This is a genomic window from Streptosporangium sp. NPDC051023 (assembly GCF_040689595.1).
Classification (GTDB): Bacteria; Actinomycetota; Actinomycetes; order Streptosporangiales; family Streptosporangiaceae; genus Streptosporangium.
The window spans coordinates 149,764-164,729 of sequence record NZ_JBFBCE010000012.1 but is presented as its reverse complement, the minus strand read 5'-3'; the positions used below and the strand labels follow the sequence as shown (position 1 = coordinate 164,729).

Below are 14,966 nucleotides of genomic sequence, written 5' to 3'. Positions count from 1 at the left end.
GTGCCCACCGGGGGTCGCCGGGGGCGCCGAGCAGCGCCCTGCGCACGGCGGCGCGCGGTCCCGTGCCCTCCCCTCTCGTGGTCGCGGCCGGGGCCCGCTGCTCTACCTGGCCTCCTTCGGCGTCGCGCTCGCCGTGGCCACCGTGCTGGTGACGCTGGCCGGTCACTCCATGGCCGACACGATCCTGGCCCTCTACCAGGGCAGTCTCGAGGGAGGCGCCTCGATCGGCCAGACGCTCGACGAGGCGGCCCCGCTGCTGCTCGTCGCCGTCGGCGCGATCGTCTGCGCCCGTGCCGGGATCTTCAACATCGGGCAGGAGGGGCAGCTCATCGTCGGCGCCATGGCGGGCGCGGCCGTCGCGCTGTTCGCGCCCGGGCCCGGCTGGCTGATCCTGCCGCTCACGCTGCTCTGCGCCACCGCCGCCGGGGCGCTCTGGGCAGGGGTCCCGGCCGTGCTGTTCTACTGGCGCCGCGTGGACGTCGTGATCAGCACACTGCTGATGGTCTTCGTGGCGATGCAGGTCGTCTCGTTCGCGGTGAACCGCGACTACCTGCTCCAGGAGACCGCGATCAAGGGGCAGATCCTCTCGCCCCAGTCCGACCTGCTCCCCGAGACGGCGCGGCTGCCGCGCCTCGGCGAGTATCCGGACTTCAACCTCGGCGCGGGCGTGCTCGTCGCCCTGCTGGTCACCGGTGTGATCGCATTCCTGCTGAAGTACGGCAGATGGGGCTTCCGGCTCCGCATGCTCGGCCTCAACCCGGTCGCGGCACGCAGGACCGGGGTGCGGGCGGCGGCGCTCGGCGGCGGGGCGCTGCTGCTGTCCGGAGGGTTCGCGGGCCTGGCCGGGGGCGTCATGCTCACCGGCAACGTGTACCGGATCCAGGCCGGGTTCGCCGACAACGTCGGCTGGGAGGGACTGCTCGTGGCCCTGGTCGCGCGCAACCACCCCCTGCTCGCGATCCCCGTGGCCGTCTTCTTCGGGGCGCTGCGCGCCGGGGGCGGCTTCCTCGCCTCCACGGGGGTGCCCCGCTACCTCGTCTCGATCGTGACCGCCCTGCTGGTGCTCGCCGCGGTCTTCCCCTCGGCCTACGCCGAGATCCGCGCCCGCCGCAGGCCTGCGGAGAGGTGACAGTCATGGACAGCTTCGAACTCATCCTGGCCAGCGCCGTACGGCTCAGCGTGCCGCTGTTGTTCGCCGCGCTCGGCGAGTGGATCGCCGAGCGGGCGGGAACCCTGAACATCTCGGTCGAGGCCATGATGCTCGGCGGCGCCTTCACCGCCGTCGCGGGAGCCTCCGTCACCGGCTCCGCCGACCTCGGGCTGCTGTGCGGCGTCGCGGCCGGCCTGCTGATCGCCTTCACACACGCCTGCTTCAGCCACCGGCTCGCCGTCAACACCTACGTCGTCGGGCTCACGCTCAACGTGCTGGTGCTCGGCCTGACCAGCTTCCTGACGATCAGGAGCGAGCCCCGGCAGGTGGGCAAACTGGAGATCCCGCTGCTGTCGGACCTGCCGCTGGTCGGCCCTGGCCTGTTCGCCCAGCGCTGGCCCGCCTACCTGCTGGCCGGACTGGTCCCGCTGGCCTGGTGGCTGGTGCACCGCAGCAGATGGGGACTGCAGGTGCGCGCCGCCGGGGAGAATCCGCAGTCGGCGGACGTCACCGGCATCGACGTCAACCGGCGCAGGCGCCAGGCGCTGATGGTCTGCGGCATGCTCGCCGGTCTCGGCGGCGCCTACCTGGCCGTGGCCGAGGTGGGAACGTTCAACCAGAACATGACCGCGGGACGCGGATACATGGTGATCGCGGCCGTCATCTTCGGCGGCTGGACCCTCAAGGGCACGCTCGCCGGCTGCCTGGTCTTCGGCGCCGCCGACGCGATGCGCCTGGCGCTGCCCGCCCTGGGCTACGAGCTCAACCCCCAGTTCCTCATCGCCTCGCCGTACCTGCTGGCACTGGTCGCCATGACCTTCTTCGCCACGCGCCAGCGCGGTCCCGCCGCGCTCGGTGTCCCCTTCGTCAGAGGGATCACATGAGGGCCGGGCCTTGCCCGGAGGGGCACAGGGGAGTCCGGCCCCGTCCAGGGGATCACAGGGGAGTTCGGGAGATCCACATGACGCAGAGGGATCGGGGGACCTCGTGAGGGCCGTCCGGCACGCCGCGCACGGCGGCCCCGAGGTGCTCGAGGCCGTCGAGCTGCCCGACCCGGTGGCCGGGCCAGGCGAGGTGCTGATCGCCGTCGAGGCGGTCGCGCTCAACCGCCTCGACGTGCTGCAGCGGCGCGGCCCGGGACTGCTGCCCGGATTCGCGCTGCCGCACGTCCCCGGCATGGACGTCGCGGGCGTCGTGGTCGACGTCGGCCCCCGGGCCACCGGTTCCGGCACACCCGCCGCGTCCAACGGCTCCACCGATGTCAACGGCGTCAATGGGTCCGGCACGCCCGCCGCATCCAACGGCTCCAACGGCGTCAACGGTTCCGGCACGCCCGCCGGATCCCCGGGACGGCCGGACGGGCAGGCCCCGCCCCCGCTCGCGGTTGGCGACCGCGTCGTGGTCGACCCCGCGCTGCACTGCGGATCCTGTACGGCGTGCGCCGCCGGCGACTCGGTCTACTGCGCCGCGATGCGCGTCGTCGGCGGCTCTCGCCAAGGCGGCTACGCCGAACTGGTCGCGGTCCCGGCGACCCACACCCACCCGGTTCCCCCGCACGTCGGGCCACTGGAGGCCGCGAGCCTGCCGACCGCCTACTCCATGGCCTGGCAGGCGCTGGTCGTCAGGGGCGGGCTGCGGGCGGGGGAGACCCTGCTGGTGCACGGCGCGGGCAGCGCCATCACGGTCGCGGCCGTGCAGATCGCCCGCGGGCTCGGCGCTCGTACCGTGGTGACCTCGGGTTCGGAGGAGAAGCTCCGCCGGATGACCAAGATCGGCGCCGACGCCGTCCTCGACCACCGGGTGACGGACGTCGCCGCCGCGACCCGGGAGCTGACCGGCGGCCAGGGGGCCGACATCGTGCTCGACCACGTCGGCCCCGCCCTCTTCCAGGCGTCGCTGGACGCGTTGCGCCGCCGGGGGCGCCTGGTCTTCTGCGGCAACACCACCGGCATGACCGCCCAGTTCAACCTGGTCGACGCCTACCAGCGGGCCCTGACCATCATCGGCTCCGAGTCCTACGGCCACGCCACGTTCGGCGAGATGCTGCGGTGGTACTGGGAGTCCGGCGGCGAGCCCGTGATCGACTCGGTGTTCCCGCTGGAGGAGGCGGCCGACGCGCACCGCCGCCTGGAGAGCGGCGACGCCTGCGGCAAGATCCTGCTCACCCCCTGACCACCCGCCACGCGGCGCGGCCACCCGCGTGGCGGGCCTCCAGGAGAGCCGGATCCCCCACCCCTTCACCCCGTCCGGGGTTTGGCCCGGACCCCGTCGGGATCACGCCGCCGGTCGCCACCGTAAGGAGCACCCCGATGTTCACCGGCCTGACGGTCGTCGAATCTCTCGCCGTGCTGCTCGCGGGCCTGGCCGCAGGGGTGGTGAACACCGTCGCCGGATCGGGGTCGCTCATCACGTTCCCGACGCTGGTCGCGCTCGGCTTCCCGCCGGTCGTGGCCAACGTCTCCAACACCGTAGGCCTGGCCCCCGGCTCGATCAGCGGCGCCCTGGCGTATACGTCGTCGTCGCGGTGGGCACCGTCGTCGGCGTCGTGCTCGCCCTCACCTGAGCAGGCGTCCGCCCGGCCGTGACCGCTGTTCTCCGGAGCCGGGCCGGACGGGCCGTGACTCAGGTCTCCCTCCACCGCGGGCCGGTCCCGGAAAGTCCGGCGCCGGGGTCGTGCGACCAGAACCGAAACGAGCGTGACCATTCCCACGATTCCGTAAACTGCCCGGGGGGCGACGAACACGGAGACGACGCCGCCGACCAGAAGCGCGACCGTGGTCGCGGTGTTGAGCAATGCCGTATGCGCGGCGAAGGCACTGCCCTGGCCTGCCGGGTCCACCGATCTCGCCAGCAGCGTCTGACGGGCCACGTTGAAACCGCCCAAGGCGAGTCCGCCGAGCAGCAGGAGGACGAAGAACGGCGGGATATCGCTAATCACGACGGTCGATAACGTGACAATGGCCACTATGAATGTCATGACAAAGGCCATCGGTGCTGGATTTCTTTCCATCAGGAAGTCGCCGGCCAACCAGGCGCCGGCTATCTGACCGGCCGACCAGACCATGGTGAGAAGACCGAAAATCCCGGCGCCTCCGCCGAGATCGTCACGGACGAAGAAAATCTCCACGACGTTCAGGGCCTGAAGGCCGACGGTGAGAACGATCCCGAGGCCGACCGTCCGCAGCAAGGCGGGATGGGCGCCGATCGCGCGCAGCCCTGGCAGAAGCCCGGACGCGGAGGGGGTGCCGCCCGGGCCGGCGGACGACGTGCCCGCCGGGCCTTCACCTCCTCTCGGCAGGAGCAGGGCCGCCAGCGGCAGTGCGGCGAAGCTCGCCGCGTCCATGAGCAGGATCGGTCGCAGCCCCACGATCTCCATCAGAACGCCGCCCGCCGCCGGCCCGAGCAGGAAGCCCAGGCTTCCCATCATGGACATCCGTGCCTGGCCGCGGCTCAAGAGATCGCCGGGGGACGCGTCGGTCACGGCCTTCGCCATCGTGGGCATGACGAGCGCCATGATCCCGGCCAGCACCGACAGCAGGCTCAGAATGAGGACGATCGACGTGGCGTACGCCATCACCGCGCAGACGAGCACCAGCACGATGCCCGCCAGGACGACAACCCTGCGCACCGCCACCCTGTCCGCCACCCGCCCCGCGAGACCGGCGAGGAGCACGCCGGGGACCGAAAGGGCCATGAACAGTGCGGCCATCGCCGCTCCGCCCCCGTGCCGGTCGTGAAACTCGAGCATCAATGCGGTGATGGCGAGACCGTCGCCGAAATTGGACAGGCCTATGACGGGTGCGAGAACCCGAACGGTCCGGGGCAGTGGGCGGCGTTCCGACCGGGGACGATCGAGTGAGGTTTTCATGCCGAATCCAGGTCGTCGAGGAGTGGTGGGCCAAGTGTTGATGGCCCGGTCCGGCGGCGCTAGCCTTTCGGCGTGGCCCGAAACGTCATTCGAGTTGACACGACTCCACGGGATCTGGCGCAGAGCAGATTCGGCATATCTCCTCTTCTGGAGACGGTGCACTCGCTATGGATAATTTCGGGCCGCAGGGCCGCCGGGCCGCACGGTGCCTGGAAACGTCGGCACGAATGCGAATACCGGGCCCTGCTCGCAGAAAAACCAGCGCTCTTCGCGATTACGTCGCTCATGCGATTCGGCTACAACGTTGATTTCATCGTCCCGCCGCCGAGACAAACCGGGATTTCGATAGAGGATGAGCTGGAGATGGTCCGCTCCACGCCTCTGGACCGGGCCCGCCTGGAGATCGGCAGGAACCTGGACGGTCTTGGCCGCCCGTCGCCCGAGGTCCTCGCGATCCTGGAGGCGCCTGACGTGGCGCACCGCTTGGCCGAGGCGCTGGCGCTCGCGTGGGAAGTGCTCGTTGCTCCGCACTGGGACCGCGTCAACGCGGTCCTCGAACAGGAGATCCTGCGACGGGGAAACCGGCTGGCCCTGGCGGGCTGGGCCCAGGCGATCGAGGAGGCCATGCCGGACGTCAGGTGGCGCGCCGACGACACCTGCGGCTATCTCGAGATCCTCGACCAGGGAGAGAACAGCCGTTACCGTCTCGGCGGGCAAGGGCTCCTGCTGGTACCAAGCGTCTTCGCCCCCTTCGCCCTCCAGCTCGACGCCCCCTGGCCGTACACGCTGGTCTATCCCTCTCCCGGCGTCGCCGGTGTGTGGGGGGCGGAGGCCGGTCGTTCGCCCGGGGCGCTCGAACGTCTCCTGGGCCGCTCCAGGGCCACCGTCCTGCACGCCCTCTCCACGCCGGGAACGACGACCCAGCTCGTCGCCAGGCTCGACATGAGCCTGGGCAACGTCGGTGATCACCTCGCTGTCCTGCGCGACACGGGCCTGGTCGGCCGGACGCGCTCGGGGCGAAGCGTGATCTATCGCAGGACCCCGGTCGGCGACGCGCTGGTGCGGGGCGACGGTCTCGAACCTGACCCGGAGGGCTGAGCCCGGTCGTCGCGGCCCCGATCGGCCGAGGAGTGACCGCCCGCATCAGTTGTCGCAGGCGGGGCGGGCGCCACGCATCCGGCGGTGCCTCAGGGGCGAAAACCCGTTGGAGGGCCACACCCGTACGAGGCATGCTGTCCGCATGCTGATCAGGGAAGCCGGTACGGATGACTGGCCTGCCATCTGGCCTTTCTTCCATACGATCGTCGCCGCGGGGGAGACCTTCACCTATCCGGCGGACCTCAGCGAGGAGCAGGGGCGTGACTGGTGGCTCCTATCGGCTCCCGACCGCACGGTCGTCGCGGTGGACGACTCCGGCGCGGTCCTCGGCACGGCGAAGATGAACCCTAACCACATGGGCAACGCATCGCATGTCGCGAGCGCCAGCTACATGGTCGACCCGGTGCATACCGGGCGGGGCGTGGGACGCGCACTGTGTGCGTACACGATGGAGTGGGCGCGGGCGGCGGGCTACCGCGCGATGCAGTTCAACGCGGTTGTGGAGACGAACGTCAACGCGGTGAGGCTGTACCGGTCACTCGGCTTCGAGGTGCTGGGCACATTGCCGGAGGGCTTCCGGCATCCGGCAAAGGGCTACGTCGGGCTGCACATCATGTACTGCGCGCTCTGAGCAGGGCTGACGTGGTAGTGGAACGAAAAGGCCGCCTGCCCGGAGGGGCCCGGGAGGAACCGGCCAGGGCCGCGGTGCCGTCGAGAGTGTGGCTGTCGTGCACGGTCACCGCGGCCCCGCCGGAGGCCGGTGGATCGGTCGGCGAGGGTTCTCCCGCATGCGGGTCCGGCCGCCGAGGCTCTGCCCGGGGACGCCCGGATTCGCGCGTCCCCGCCCGGGCTCAGGAGTGGATCTGGACGTTGACGGCCTTCAGGCGGGTGTAGGCGTCGATGCCGGTGCGGGCGTGGCCGCTGGCGCGGCGGGGTTCGCCGCGGCCGCCGTTCATGTCGGGGGCGAAGTGACAGTTGACGTTGACCTCGCCGCAGTCGAGGGCGTCGGCGGCGCGAAAGGCACGCTCCAGGTCGCGAGTGAAGACCGTGGCGTTGAGGCCGTAGGAGGTGCCGTTGGCCAGGGCCAGGGCCTCGGCCTCGGTGGAGAACGGCATGGCGGCCAGCACCGGGCCGAAGACCTCCCGCTGCTCGATCTCGCTGCCCGCCCGCACTCCGCCCAGCACCGTCGGCGGCACGAACGCCGCCCCCGCGCCGTCCGGCAGGGACGGCGAGCCCAGTACGGCCGCGTCGCCGCCCTCGACGGCGCGGGAGACGAAGCCGCGGACCCGGTTCGCGTGCTCCTCGCTGATCAGCGGGCCGATGAAGGTGTTCTCGGCGAGCGCGTCGCCGATCGGCAGGGTGGCCGCCGCGGCGGCCACGCCCTTGACCACATCGTCGTAGACCGACTCCTCGACGAGCAGGCGGCTGCCGGCCACACAGACCTCGCCCATGTTGACGAACGCCGCCATCATCGCCCAGCCCACCGCCTGGTCCAGGTCGGCGTCGGCGAAGACGATCACCGGTGATTTGCCGCCGAGCTCCAGGTGAGTCGGGGTGAGGTTGCGCGCGGCCAGCTCCATCACCCGGCGGCCCGTCTCGGTGCCGCCGGTCAGGCTGACCAGGTCCACCCGGGGGTCGGTGACGAGTCGCTCGCCCACGGTCTCCCCGGGGCCCAGCAGGATGTTCAGCACCCCGGCGGGCAGCCCGGCGCGGGTCAGGAGGCGGCCCAGCTCGACGAGGGTGACCACGGCCTCCTCCGGGGCCTTGGCCACGATCGAGCAGCCCGCGGCCAGCGCCGTCGCGATGCGCTGGCTGCCGGTCATCAGCGGTCCGTTCCAGGGCAGCAGCTCGGCCACCACACCGGCGGGCTCGGGCGTCCGCACGGTCAGCAGGCCGGGACCGCCCCCGGGAAGCAGCTCCGGCGGGTAGGAGCTGCGCCGTACGTCGCCGTGCAGGGTCCGGGCGACGGCGGCGGCGTAGGAGAAGGCGTTGGCGGCCTCGTAGACGTCGTTGGTCAGCGCGCCGCCGACGGCCTTGCCGGTGTCGAGCGCCTCCAGCGTCGCCAGCCGCCGCGCGTCCGCGCGGATCGCGGCCGCGACGGCGTCCAGCAGCTCGGCCCTGCGCGCGCCGGGCATGCGGCGCCACTCGCCCTCGTCGTGGCTGCGCCTGGCGGCGGCGACCGCCGCCTCGACCTCGGCGGACGTGGCCTCGGCGTAGGAGGCGGGGGACTGGCCAGTCGAGGGGTCGATCACCGGGCGGATGTCGCCCTGCCGGGATTCGCGACCGTCGATGAGCTGCGGAAGCGGATCGGAGTCGAGCCAGGTGGGGTCGTAACGCATGGGGCACAGCCTCGCCCCGGCTTCAGGACGCGGCACTGTGTCCCTGGCATGGAGTACGCCTGAGTTGTTGTGCTCGGGGATGGATGACCCGGGCGTCCGGCGAACCTAGCGTTCGGTCGCATGGAGCTGGTTCCCGATCTCCTGATCACCGGTGGTGACGTGGTCACCATGAACGCCCGCAGGGAGGTGCTCCTGGGCGGGACGGTCGCGATCACGGGCGAAACGATCACCGCCGTCGGCGCGACCGGCGAGCTGCGGGCGCGCTGGCCGGGCGTCCCCGAGCTGGACGCGACGGACTGCGTCGTCACGCCCGGCCTGGTCAACGCCCACCAGCATCTCACCGGCGACCCGCTCGCCCGCGCGTGCATCCCCGACAACATCCGATCCGACGAGGCCATCTTCGGCTGGTCGGTGCCCCTGCACCAGGCGCACCGAGCCCAGGACGAGGAGCTGTCGGCCCTGCTGGCCTGTGTGGAGAGCCTGCGCAACGGCGTGACCACCGTGGTGGAGGCGGGCACCGTCGCCCACCCTCATCGGGTCGCCGCCGCCATGCTTCGGGCCGGGGTGCGCGGCACGGTCGGGACCTGGGGCTGGGACGCCGAGGGCGTCCCGCACGGCGCCCCCGCCGGGCAGGTGCTCGACCGACTCAGGGCCGTGGTCGACTCCTACCCGGCGGGGGGACTCGTCCGGGGGATGGTCACGCTCGTCGGGCACGGCCTGGCCTCCGACGAGCTGCTGACCGGCGCCGCCGACCTGGCCCGCGAGACCGGCGCGGGCCTGACGATGCACATGTCGCCCGGCCCGGCCGACGCCGAGCACTACCTCGCGATCACAGGGCGCCGCCCGCTGCTCCACCTCGCCGACCTCGGCGTGCTCGGCCCCCACCTGCTGCTGGCGCACGCCGTCTGGCTGGACGACGCCGAGATGGACGTGCTCATCGGTTCCGGTACGGCGGTCGCCTACTGCCCCTGGGCCTACCTGCGCCTGGCCCAGGGGGTGACCCGGGCCGGACGGCACGGCGAGATGGTCGCCAGGGGCGGCCGGGTCGCGCTGGGGTGCGACGCGGGCAACGCGGGCGACGCCGCCGACATTCTGCGTGCCGCGGCCCTGGCGGCCGGGCTGGCCAAGGACATCGCTCTCGACCCGGGCGCGATCGGCGCCCCCGAGGCGCTGGAGATGGCCACCATCCGGGGCGCGGAGGCCGTCGGCATGGCGGACCGGATCGGCTCACTGGAGTCGGGAAAGCTCGCCGACCTGGTCGTCCACGACGCGACGGGGCCGCAGTGGATCCCGCGCGGCGACGTCGCCCAGCAACTCGTCTGGTCGGCCGACGGCCGCTCGGTCCGTGACGTGTTCGTCGGCGGCAGGCAGGTGGTCCGTGGGGGCCGCTGCGTGACCGTCGACGAGCGGGCCCTGCGCGACGAAGTCCGCCACGCTTCCGCCGACCTGCTCAGCAGGGCCGGCATCGCCGTACGCCACCACTGGCCACACGTTTGGAGTCACTGATGAGAGTCGCCGTTGTCACCGCCCCCGAGGCCGTCGAGCTGCGTGAGGAGCCGACGCCCTCGCTCGGGCCCGACGAGGTGCTGGTCGAGGTGGGCGCCTGCGGGCTGTGCACGATGGAGCGCCGTCTGTACCTGGGAGAGAAGAGGTTCTACCCCGTCGCCCCGGGACACGAGGTCGCCGGGCGGGTGGCCGCGGTCGGGGCGGGGGTGGCGGAGCTGCCCGGATCGCCACGTGTCGGGGAGACCGTCACCGTGGATCTGCTCACCCGGTGCGGCACCTGCCGCCCCTGCCGCCGTGGACGTAGCGCGCTGTGCAAGCGTCCCCAGGGCGGGACGCTGGCCGACGGGACCGTCTCGTTCGGCGCGGGCCTGTCCGACCACGTGGTGGTCAAGGCCGCCCAGGCGTACGCGACCGGGTCCGCGCCGATCGAGCACGCCGCGATGGGCGAGCCCGTCGCGTGCGTGCTGCACTCGCTCAGGCTGGGCGGCCTGCGCGCCGGCGACCGGGTTGCCGTGGTCGGCGCGGGCTACATGGGCAGGCTGCACCTGGCCGCCGCGCGGTGGCGCGGCGCGGGACCCGTCGGTGTGATCGACGTCAGCGAGACCCGCCTGGCCGAGGCGCGGGACGCGGGCGCCGCCTGGACCGCGACGCCGGAGGAGGCCGTGGAGCGGGGCGGCAAGCAGGACCTGGTCTTCGTGACCGCGGGCGCGCCGGGCGCGCTGGAGACGGCGGTCGGGCTGTGCGACGACGGCGGCACCGTGGTCCTGTACGGGGCCTTCCCCAAGGACCTGTCGGTCGGGGTGATCCCGGACGCCATCCACCACCACGAGCTGTCAATCGTCGGCGTCTACAGCCAGGAGCCGCAGGACTGGCGGGAGGCCGCCGCGCTGATCGCCTCGGGCGCGCTCGCCGCCGACCTGGATGCCCTGGTCACCGCCCGGTTCGGTCTCGGCGACGTGGCCGAGGCGCTCAAGCTGGCCGCGACCACGCCCGTCTACCGGGTTCTGGTCGGTGGCCTGTGACTCCGGCGCGAGTCGGTTCTCCCGGGCCATCCGGGTGCGACCTCCGTACGGCGAAGAAGGATCGGTGAGCGGCTCGTGAACGCGGTCATCGGGGTGGATCTCGGAAGCAACTCGGCCAGGGCCGTCGCGATCGACCCCTCGGGAAAGGTTCTCGGGGCGGCGACCGGCGCTTATCCGGGAGCCGGGAGCTGGCCCGCGGGGCGGGCGGACCCGCACGCGTGGCTGGCCGGGGTCGTCGAGGCGGTGACCGCGCTGGGCGAACGGCTTACCGGCAGGCCGGAGGCGATCTGCATCGGCGGGCAGAGCCCGACCACGGTTCCCCACGACGGAGGTCTCGCGGTCACCTGCCGCCACCCCGCCGGAGTGACCGGCAGCCCGGTCGAGCAGCACCACGCCCAGCGCGAGGTGATCGGCCGGGACGCCGAGCCACGGCAGGTCTACGACTGGCTGATGGCCCGGCTGGGCGCGCGGGAGCGCCAGTCGCGCTGGCCCGGGGACCCGTCGCTCGACGGGTACGGCAGTCGCGCCGCGACCGGAGAGGTGATCGGCCTGACCGGTGACGGGCAGGCGGGGGACCATGGCGGCTCCGGCGGTCCCGGGGGTTCCGGGATCCCGGGGCTCGCGGGTGCCTCGGGGATTCCCGCGGGGGTGCCGCTGGTCGCCGGGGCGCAGGACGCCTACCTCGCCTTCTGGGCCGGTGGTGTCGACACGCCCGGCAGGGCGCTTGACCCGGGCGGGCGCACCGGCGGGCTCGCGGTGGCCATCGCCTCGTCCGCCGCGCACGGCGACCTCTACACGCTGGCCAGCCCGGCCAGAGGCGTGGACATCGTGGGCGGCCCGGTCAGCAGCCACGGCCTGATGCTGGAGTGGCTGACCATGGTGACCGGCAGGCAGGTGCCCGAGCTGCTGGAGCTGGCGGCCGCCGTACCGGCAGGGGCCGACGGGGTGATCGTGCTGCCGTACCTGGAGGGCGAGCGCGCCCCCCGGTGGAACCGGCAGCTGCGCGCCGAGATCGTCGGTCTGGGGTCCGGGTGCGGCCCCGGTCACCTGGCCCGCGCCGTGCTGGAGGGGGCCGCCTACGGCCTGCGCAACATCGCCGACTCGCTGCCGGTCGCGCTCGACGTGCTCGTGTGCGCCGGATCGCCCGCGCGCAGCCCGCTCTGGTGCCAGATCAAGGCCGACGTGCTGGAGGTTCCCGTCGAGGTCCCGGCCGAGACCGACCTGGCCGCCTACGGCGCGGCGTTGGCGGCGGGCGCGGGAGCCGGGTGGTGGCCGCGGCCGGGCGAGGCCTCCGGCGGGTCGTGGCCTCGGCCGCCGGTGACCGTCGTCGAGCCCTCGCCCCGGTCCGTCTACCGCGAGACCTACCGGCGTTTCGTCTCGCTCGGCGACGCCGCCGAGCTCCGCCTGACAGACAAGGAGTTCCTGTGCCCAACCCCGTGATCTTCGTCGACTTCCCGACTCCCGACCCGGAGGCGACGTCGGTCTTCTACGAGAAGCTCTTCGGCTGGCAGGTCAACCGCCGCCCCGCCGGGGAGTTCCACGAGATTCTCCCCGGCGTCAAGCCCAACCTCGGCATCCACCGCGAGGAGACGCCGGTCGCCGGGCCGGTGCCCCGGGTCTACGTGATGGTCGACGAGCCGCCCGCCTTCCTCGCCCAGGCCGTCGAGCTGGGCGCGACCGTGCTGTGGGAGGAGACCTACTGGGAGGAGTTCGACGGCCGCCACGCCGCCTTCCGCGACCCCTGGGGCGCCGAGATCGTGCTCTGGCGCGACAAAGGCACCTACTACAAGTCCTGACAAATCACAGAGATCACCGAGATCACAGAGAGAAGTGATATTTCGTGACCAACACTCTCGTCTTCGTCGACCTCCCCACCTCTGACGTCAAGGCGGCGTCGGAGTTCTACCGGGAGCTGTTCGGCTGGACCGTCAACGGCCGCCCCGAGGGCGTCTTCCACCAGGTCGTGCCGGGGGAGGGACTGCACCTCGGGCTCTGGAGCGAGATCGAGCAGTTCCCCGACCCCGCGCCGAGGCCGCCGCAGCCGCGCTCCGGCCTGCAGGCCCGCACCTACATCCTGGTCGACGCCTCGCCCGGCGAGTATCTCAACAAGGCCGTGATCCTCGGCGCGACCGCGCTGTGGGAGCAGGGCTACTGGGAGGAGTTCGACGGCTACCACGCCTCGTTCCTCGACCCCTGGGGCAACCAGATCGTCATGTGGTGGAAGCCCGCCGACAACTGACCGGCCCCCGCGGGGCCCGGCGCCGGCTCACCCGGACAGTCGTATCCGACCCCGGCCTTTCGGGTGAGTCCGTGCCGGGCCCCGCCGTCCGATCGTCGTCGGACTTCTGGAAGCCCTCCAGGGGCCACCCATGAGTGCGTCTTTCTCAGGGTTTCGGTCGTCCTCGCCGCTCGACGCGAGTGTCGTCATGAACGCTCGTCCGCTTTCGCCGAGGTGGAGATCCGCATCCACACCGCCCCCCGGCCCTTTTCCACCTGGCGGACGCCCCAGCTCTCGGTGACCTCGTCGACCAGCCACAGCCCGCGCCCGCCCGTCTCCAACGTCGCTTTCCCCTCCTCGTGGCGACGCATCACCGGAACACCTGGTGGGACACAGGACGCGGACGGGCCGTCGTCGATCACCTCGACGCACACCAGGCACGGCCCCAGATGAGTGACCTCCACGGTCACCACACCCCCCTCTCTGCCCGAGGCGGTGTGCACCACGGCGTTGGTGACGACCTCGCTCACCGCCAGCACCGCGTCGTCGACGTCGACGTGCCCCGACGCCCTGAGCAGATCCGCCACGTACCTGCGCGCCACCGCCACCGAACACTCACGGCCCGGCAGGTCGACGACGCCCAGCGTCAGAGCCTTCACCGCGCCACCTGCCGGATACGGTGCGGGACCTCCGCGTCCAGGGCGGGCGCCTGCCGGTCAGGGCCACGTCCCCAGGAGAACACCCACCCCTGATCGTGTTTCGTCGCCGCGACCCGCAGCGGTCCGGACATTCGCCGCACCACCACGTACGGCTCCGCCCCGCGCGGAAGCTCCACCGAGATCTCCAGCCCCAGCCCCCGCAGATCCCAGGCCAGGCGCACCAGATGTATGAACTGATGCTCTTGATCGTCTCCTGTTCCTCGCTCACACGCGGCAGCCTTGGAGTTGCCCATGGATCGCACCTCCACCGTGCGGTCAAGGGACCCGCTCAGTGTGCGACCGCTGAGGCGGATCCACCCCTCTATGACGCTCGTTCGTCGTCCCGGCGGGTTTGTCGTTAAACGGGCTTTTCTGTCCTAGTAGCTCGTTTGTTTGGTGCCTGTCTCATTCGTCGCCGACGGTCGAGGTCATTCACCCAAATGGAAGCGAGAGTCAGGCCGTGTCTCCGCTGCACGTCGGAGAGGTGAAGCGCGCAGACGCGGATCGTAGCCGCTTCCTTACGGAGTGGAAGAGCGCTCATAGGGCGATCATCGCTGCGGGTGCCGGACTTGCTTAATGCCTAGCGCTGACGGCACTGAGGTTATTCTTCTTACGAATGCCGATGTGGTAGCACCCTGGTGCCTAACCTAATGTCATGAGTCAGAAGCAGGGGCGGCTTTCGCTTCAGTTCTGGTCCTCGCCTACCGTGGCAGCCGCCCTTGCGGAGTGTGACATCCCCGTGGTCCTCGCCGAGGTGCAGCGGGCCAATGGGTGGACGCAGGGCCAGCTGGCCGAGGCGGTTGGCTACTCCCAGAGCTGGGTTTCCAAAGTCCTACGGAATCGTCAGCCACTCATGGTGGACCAGGTCCGGGAAATATCACTTCGAATCGGGATTCCTCTTCATCTACTCCGATTCGGTACCCGAGGAGATGACGATCCAACGAAACGCAGAGACTTCGGTAAGGCGATGGCTCTTACGGCGCTTACCGCATTACCACTACCCAAACGTGCTGAGGTAGACGAAACCACCGCATCTACGCTAACCAGCATTACCGGTGCTCAACGGC

At 71.5% G+C, this 14,966-nt stretch carries 13 protein-coding genes and 3 pseudogenes; 12 read left to right on the top strand and 4 right to left on the bottom strand.

The genetic code is table 11. From position 1 onward, the window contains the following. From AB0395_RS11005 to AB0395_RS10990, 4 genes and pseudogenes are all read left to right on the top strand, one after another. Positions 1-1,129, top strand: a 1,129-nt coding sequence (locus AB0395_RS11005) for an ABC transporter permease (protein ID WP_366279189.1), incomplete at its 5' end; no start/stop codon positions are given. A gap of 5 nt (positions 1,130-1,134) precedes the next feature. Continuing rightward, on the top strand, positions 1,135-2,034 hold the full coding sequence (locus AB0395_RS11000; protein ID WP_366279187.1) for an ABC transporter permease: 900 nt from the start codon (positions 1,135-1,137) through the stop codon (positions 2,032-2,034). Between the two features lie 103 nt (positions 2,035-2,137). Further along, a complete protein-coding gene (locus AB0395_RS10995) occupies positions 2,138-3,322 on the top strand; it encodes a zinc-binding dehydrogenase (RefSeq protein ID WP_366279185.1) in 1,185 nt (394 codons plus the stop codon). A gap of 149 nt (positions 3,323-3,471) precedes the next feature. Next, positions 3,472-3,660, top strand: a pseudogene (locus AB0395_RS10990) (TSUP family transporter); the annotation flags it as partial. Between the two features lie 131 nt (positions 3,661-3,791). Here AB0395_RS10990 and AB0395_RS10985 read toward each other — a convergent pair. Beyond that, positions 3,792-5,018 (bottom strand): annotated as a pseudogene (locus AB0395_RS10985) (MFS transporter); the annotation flags it as partial. A 363-nt stretch (positions 5,019-5,381) separates the two neighbouring features. Between AB0395_RS10985 and AB0395_RS10980 the strand changes: the two are divergent. Both AB0395_RS10980 and AB0395_RS10975 read left to right on the top strand, forming a co-directional pair. After that, the gene (locus tag AB0395_RS10980) at positions 5,382-6,116 is read left to right on the top strand and encodes an ArsR family transcriptional regulator (RefSeq protein WP_366279182.1); all 735 of its coding nucleotides are present in this window, start codon (positions 5,382-5,384) and stop codon (positions 6,114-6,116) included. Positions 6,117-6,258: 142 nt separating this feature from the next. Next, complete coding sequence (locus AB0395_RS10975; protein WP_366279179.1) at positions 6,259-6,747, top strand: GNAT family N-acetyltransferase; 489 nt, start codon at positions 6,259-6,261, stop codon at positions 6,745-6,747. Between the two features lie 220 nt (positions 6,748-6,967). On the opposite strand, the gene AB0395_RS10970 is transcribed toward AB0395_RS10975, so the two are convergent. Next, entirely contained in the window at positions 6,968-8,455 is a 1,488-nt protein-coding gene (locus AB0395_RS10970; RefSeq protein WP_366279176.1) for an aldehyde dehydrogenase family protein, read from the bottom strand. 120 nt (positions 8,456-8,575) lie between these two features. Between AB0395_RS10970 and AB0395_RS10965 the strand changes: the two genes are divergently transcribed. The 5 genes from AB0395_RS10965 to AB0395_RS10945 all read left to right on the top strand — a co-directional run bounded on the left by AB0395_RS10965 (position 8,576) and on the right by AB0395_RS10945 (position 13,222). Further along, positions 8,576-9,961: an amidohydrolase family protein gene (locus AB0395_RS10965; protein WP_366279173.1), complete on the top strand. Its 1,386-nt coding sequence runs from the start codon at positions 8,576-8,578 to the stop codon at positions 9,959-9,961. Then, entirely contained in the window at positions 9,961-10,983 is a 1,023-nt protein-coding gene (locus AB0395_RS10960) for an alcohol dehydrogenase catalytic domain-containing protein (protein WP_366279171.1), read from the top strand. Before AB0395_RS10965 ends, AB0395_RS10960 begins: the two co-directional genes overlap by 1 nt. Positions 10,984-11,058: 75 nt before the next feature. Beyond that, positions 11,059-12,423, top strand: a complete 1,365-nt coding sequence (locus AB0395_RS10955; RefSeq protein ID WP_366279168.1) for an FGGY-family carbohydrate kinase — start codon at positions 11,059-11,061, stop codon at positions 12,421-12,423. Further along, positions 12,408-12,779, top strand: a complete 372-nt coding sequence (locus AB0395_RS10950) for a VOC family protein (protein WP_366279165.1) — start codon at positions 12,408-12,410, stop codon at positions 12,777-12,779. Before AB0395_RS10955 ends, AB0395_RS10950 begins: the two co-directional genes overlap by 16 nt. 44 nt (positions 12,780-12,823) lie before the next feature. Then, positions 12,824-13,222: a VOC family protein gene (locus AB0395_RS10945; protein ID WP_366279164.1), complete on the top strand. Its 399-nt coding sequence runs from the start codon at positions 12,824-12,826 to the stop codon at positions 13,220-13,222. A 185-nt stretch (positions 13,223-13,407) separates the two neighbouring features. Here the strand turns inward: AB0395_RS10945 and AB0395_RS10940 are convergent, their stop codons facing one another. Further along, positions 13,408-13,860, bottom strand: coding sequence for an ATP-binding protein (locus AB0395_RS10940; protein WP_366279161.1), 453 nt, complete (start codon positions 13,858-13,860; stop codon positions 13,408-13,410). Further along, positions 13,857-14,153, bottom strand: coding sequence for a hypothetical protein (locus AB0395_RS10935; RefSeq protein WP_366279160.1), 297 nt, complete (start codon positions 14,151-14,153; stop codon positions 13,857-13,859). Before AB0395_RS10935 ends, AB0395_RS10940 begins: the two co-directional genes overlap by 4 nt. 401 nt (positions 14,154-14,554) lie before the next feature. On the opposite strand from AB0395_RS10935, the pseudogene AB0395_RS10930 reads away from it, so the two are divergent. Further along, positions 14,555-14,740 (top strand): annotated as a pseudogene (locus AB0395_RS10930) (helix-turn-helix transcriptional regulator); the annotation flags it as partial. Positions 14,741-14,966 lie beyond the last annotated feature (226 nt).

What these genes read in the sequence shown, in the direction of transcription:
- AB0395_RS11000 (WP_366279187.1), top strand. Translation starts at nt 1,135, where the DNA reads ATGGACAGCTTCGAACTCATCCTGGCCAGCGCCGTACGGCTCAGCGTG.
- AB0395_RS10980 (WP_366279182.1), top strand. Translation starts at nt 5,382, where the DNA reads ATGGTCCGCTCCACGCCTCTGGACCGGGCCCGCCTGGAGATCGGCAGG.
- AB0395_RS10975 (WP_366279179.1), top strand. Translation starts at nt 6,259, where the DNA reads ATGCTGATCAGGGAAGCCGGTACGGATGACTGGCCTGCCATCTGGCCT.
- AB0395_RS10970 (WP_366279176.1), bottom strand. Translation starts at nt 8,455, where the DNA reads ATGCGTTACGACCCCACCTGGCTCGACTCCGATCCGCTTCCGCAGCTC.
- AB0395_RS10965 (WP_366279173.1), top strand. Translation starts at nt 8,576, where the DNA reads ATGGAGCTGGTTCCCGATCTCCTGATCACCGGTGGTGACGTGGTCACC.
- AB0395_RS10960 (WP_366279171.1), top strand. Translation starts at nt 9,961, where the DNA reads ATGAGAGTCGCCGTTGTCACCGCCCCCGAGGCCGTCGAGCTGCGTGAG.
- AB0395_RS10935 (WP_366279160.1), bottom strand. Translation starts at nt 14,153, where the DNA reads ATGGGCAACTCCAAGGCTGCCGCGTGTGAGCGAGGAACAGGAGACGAT.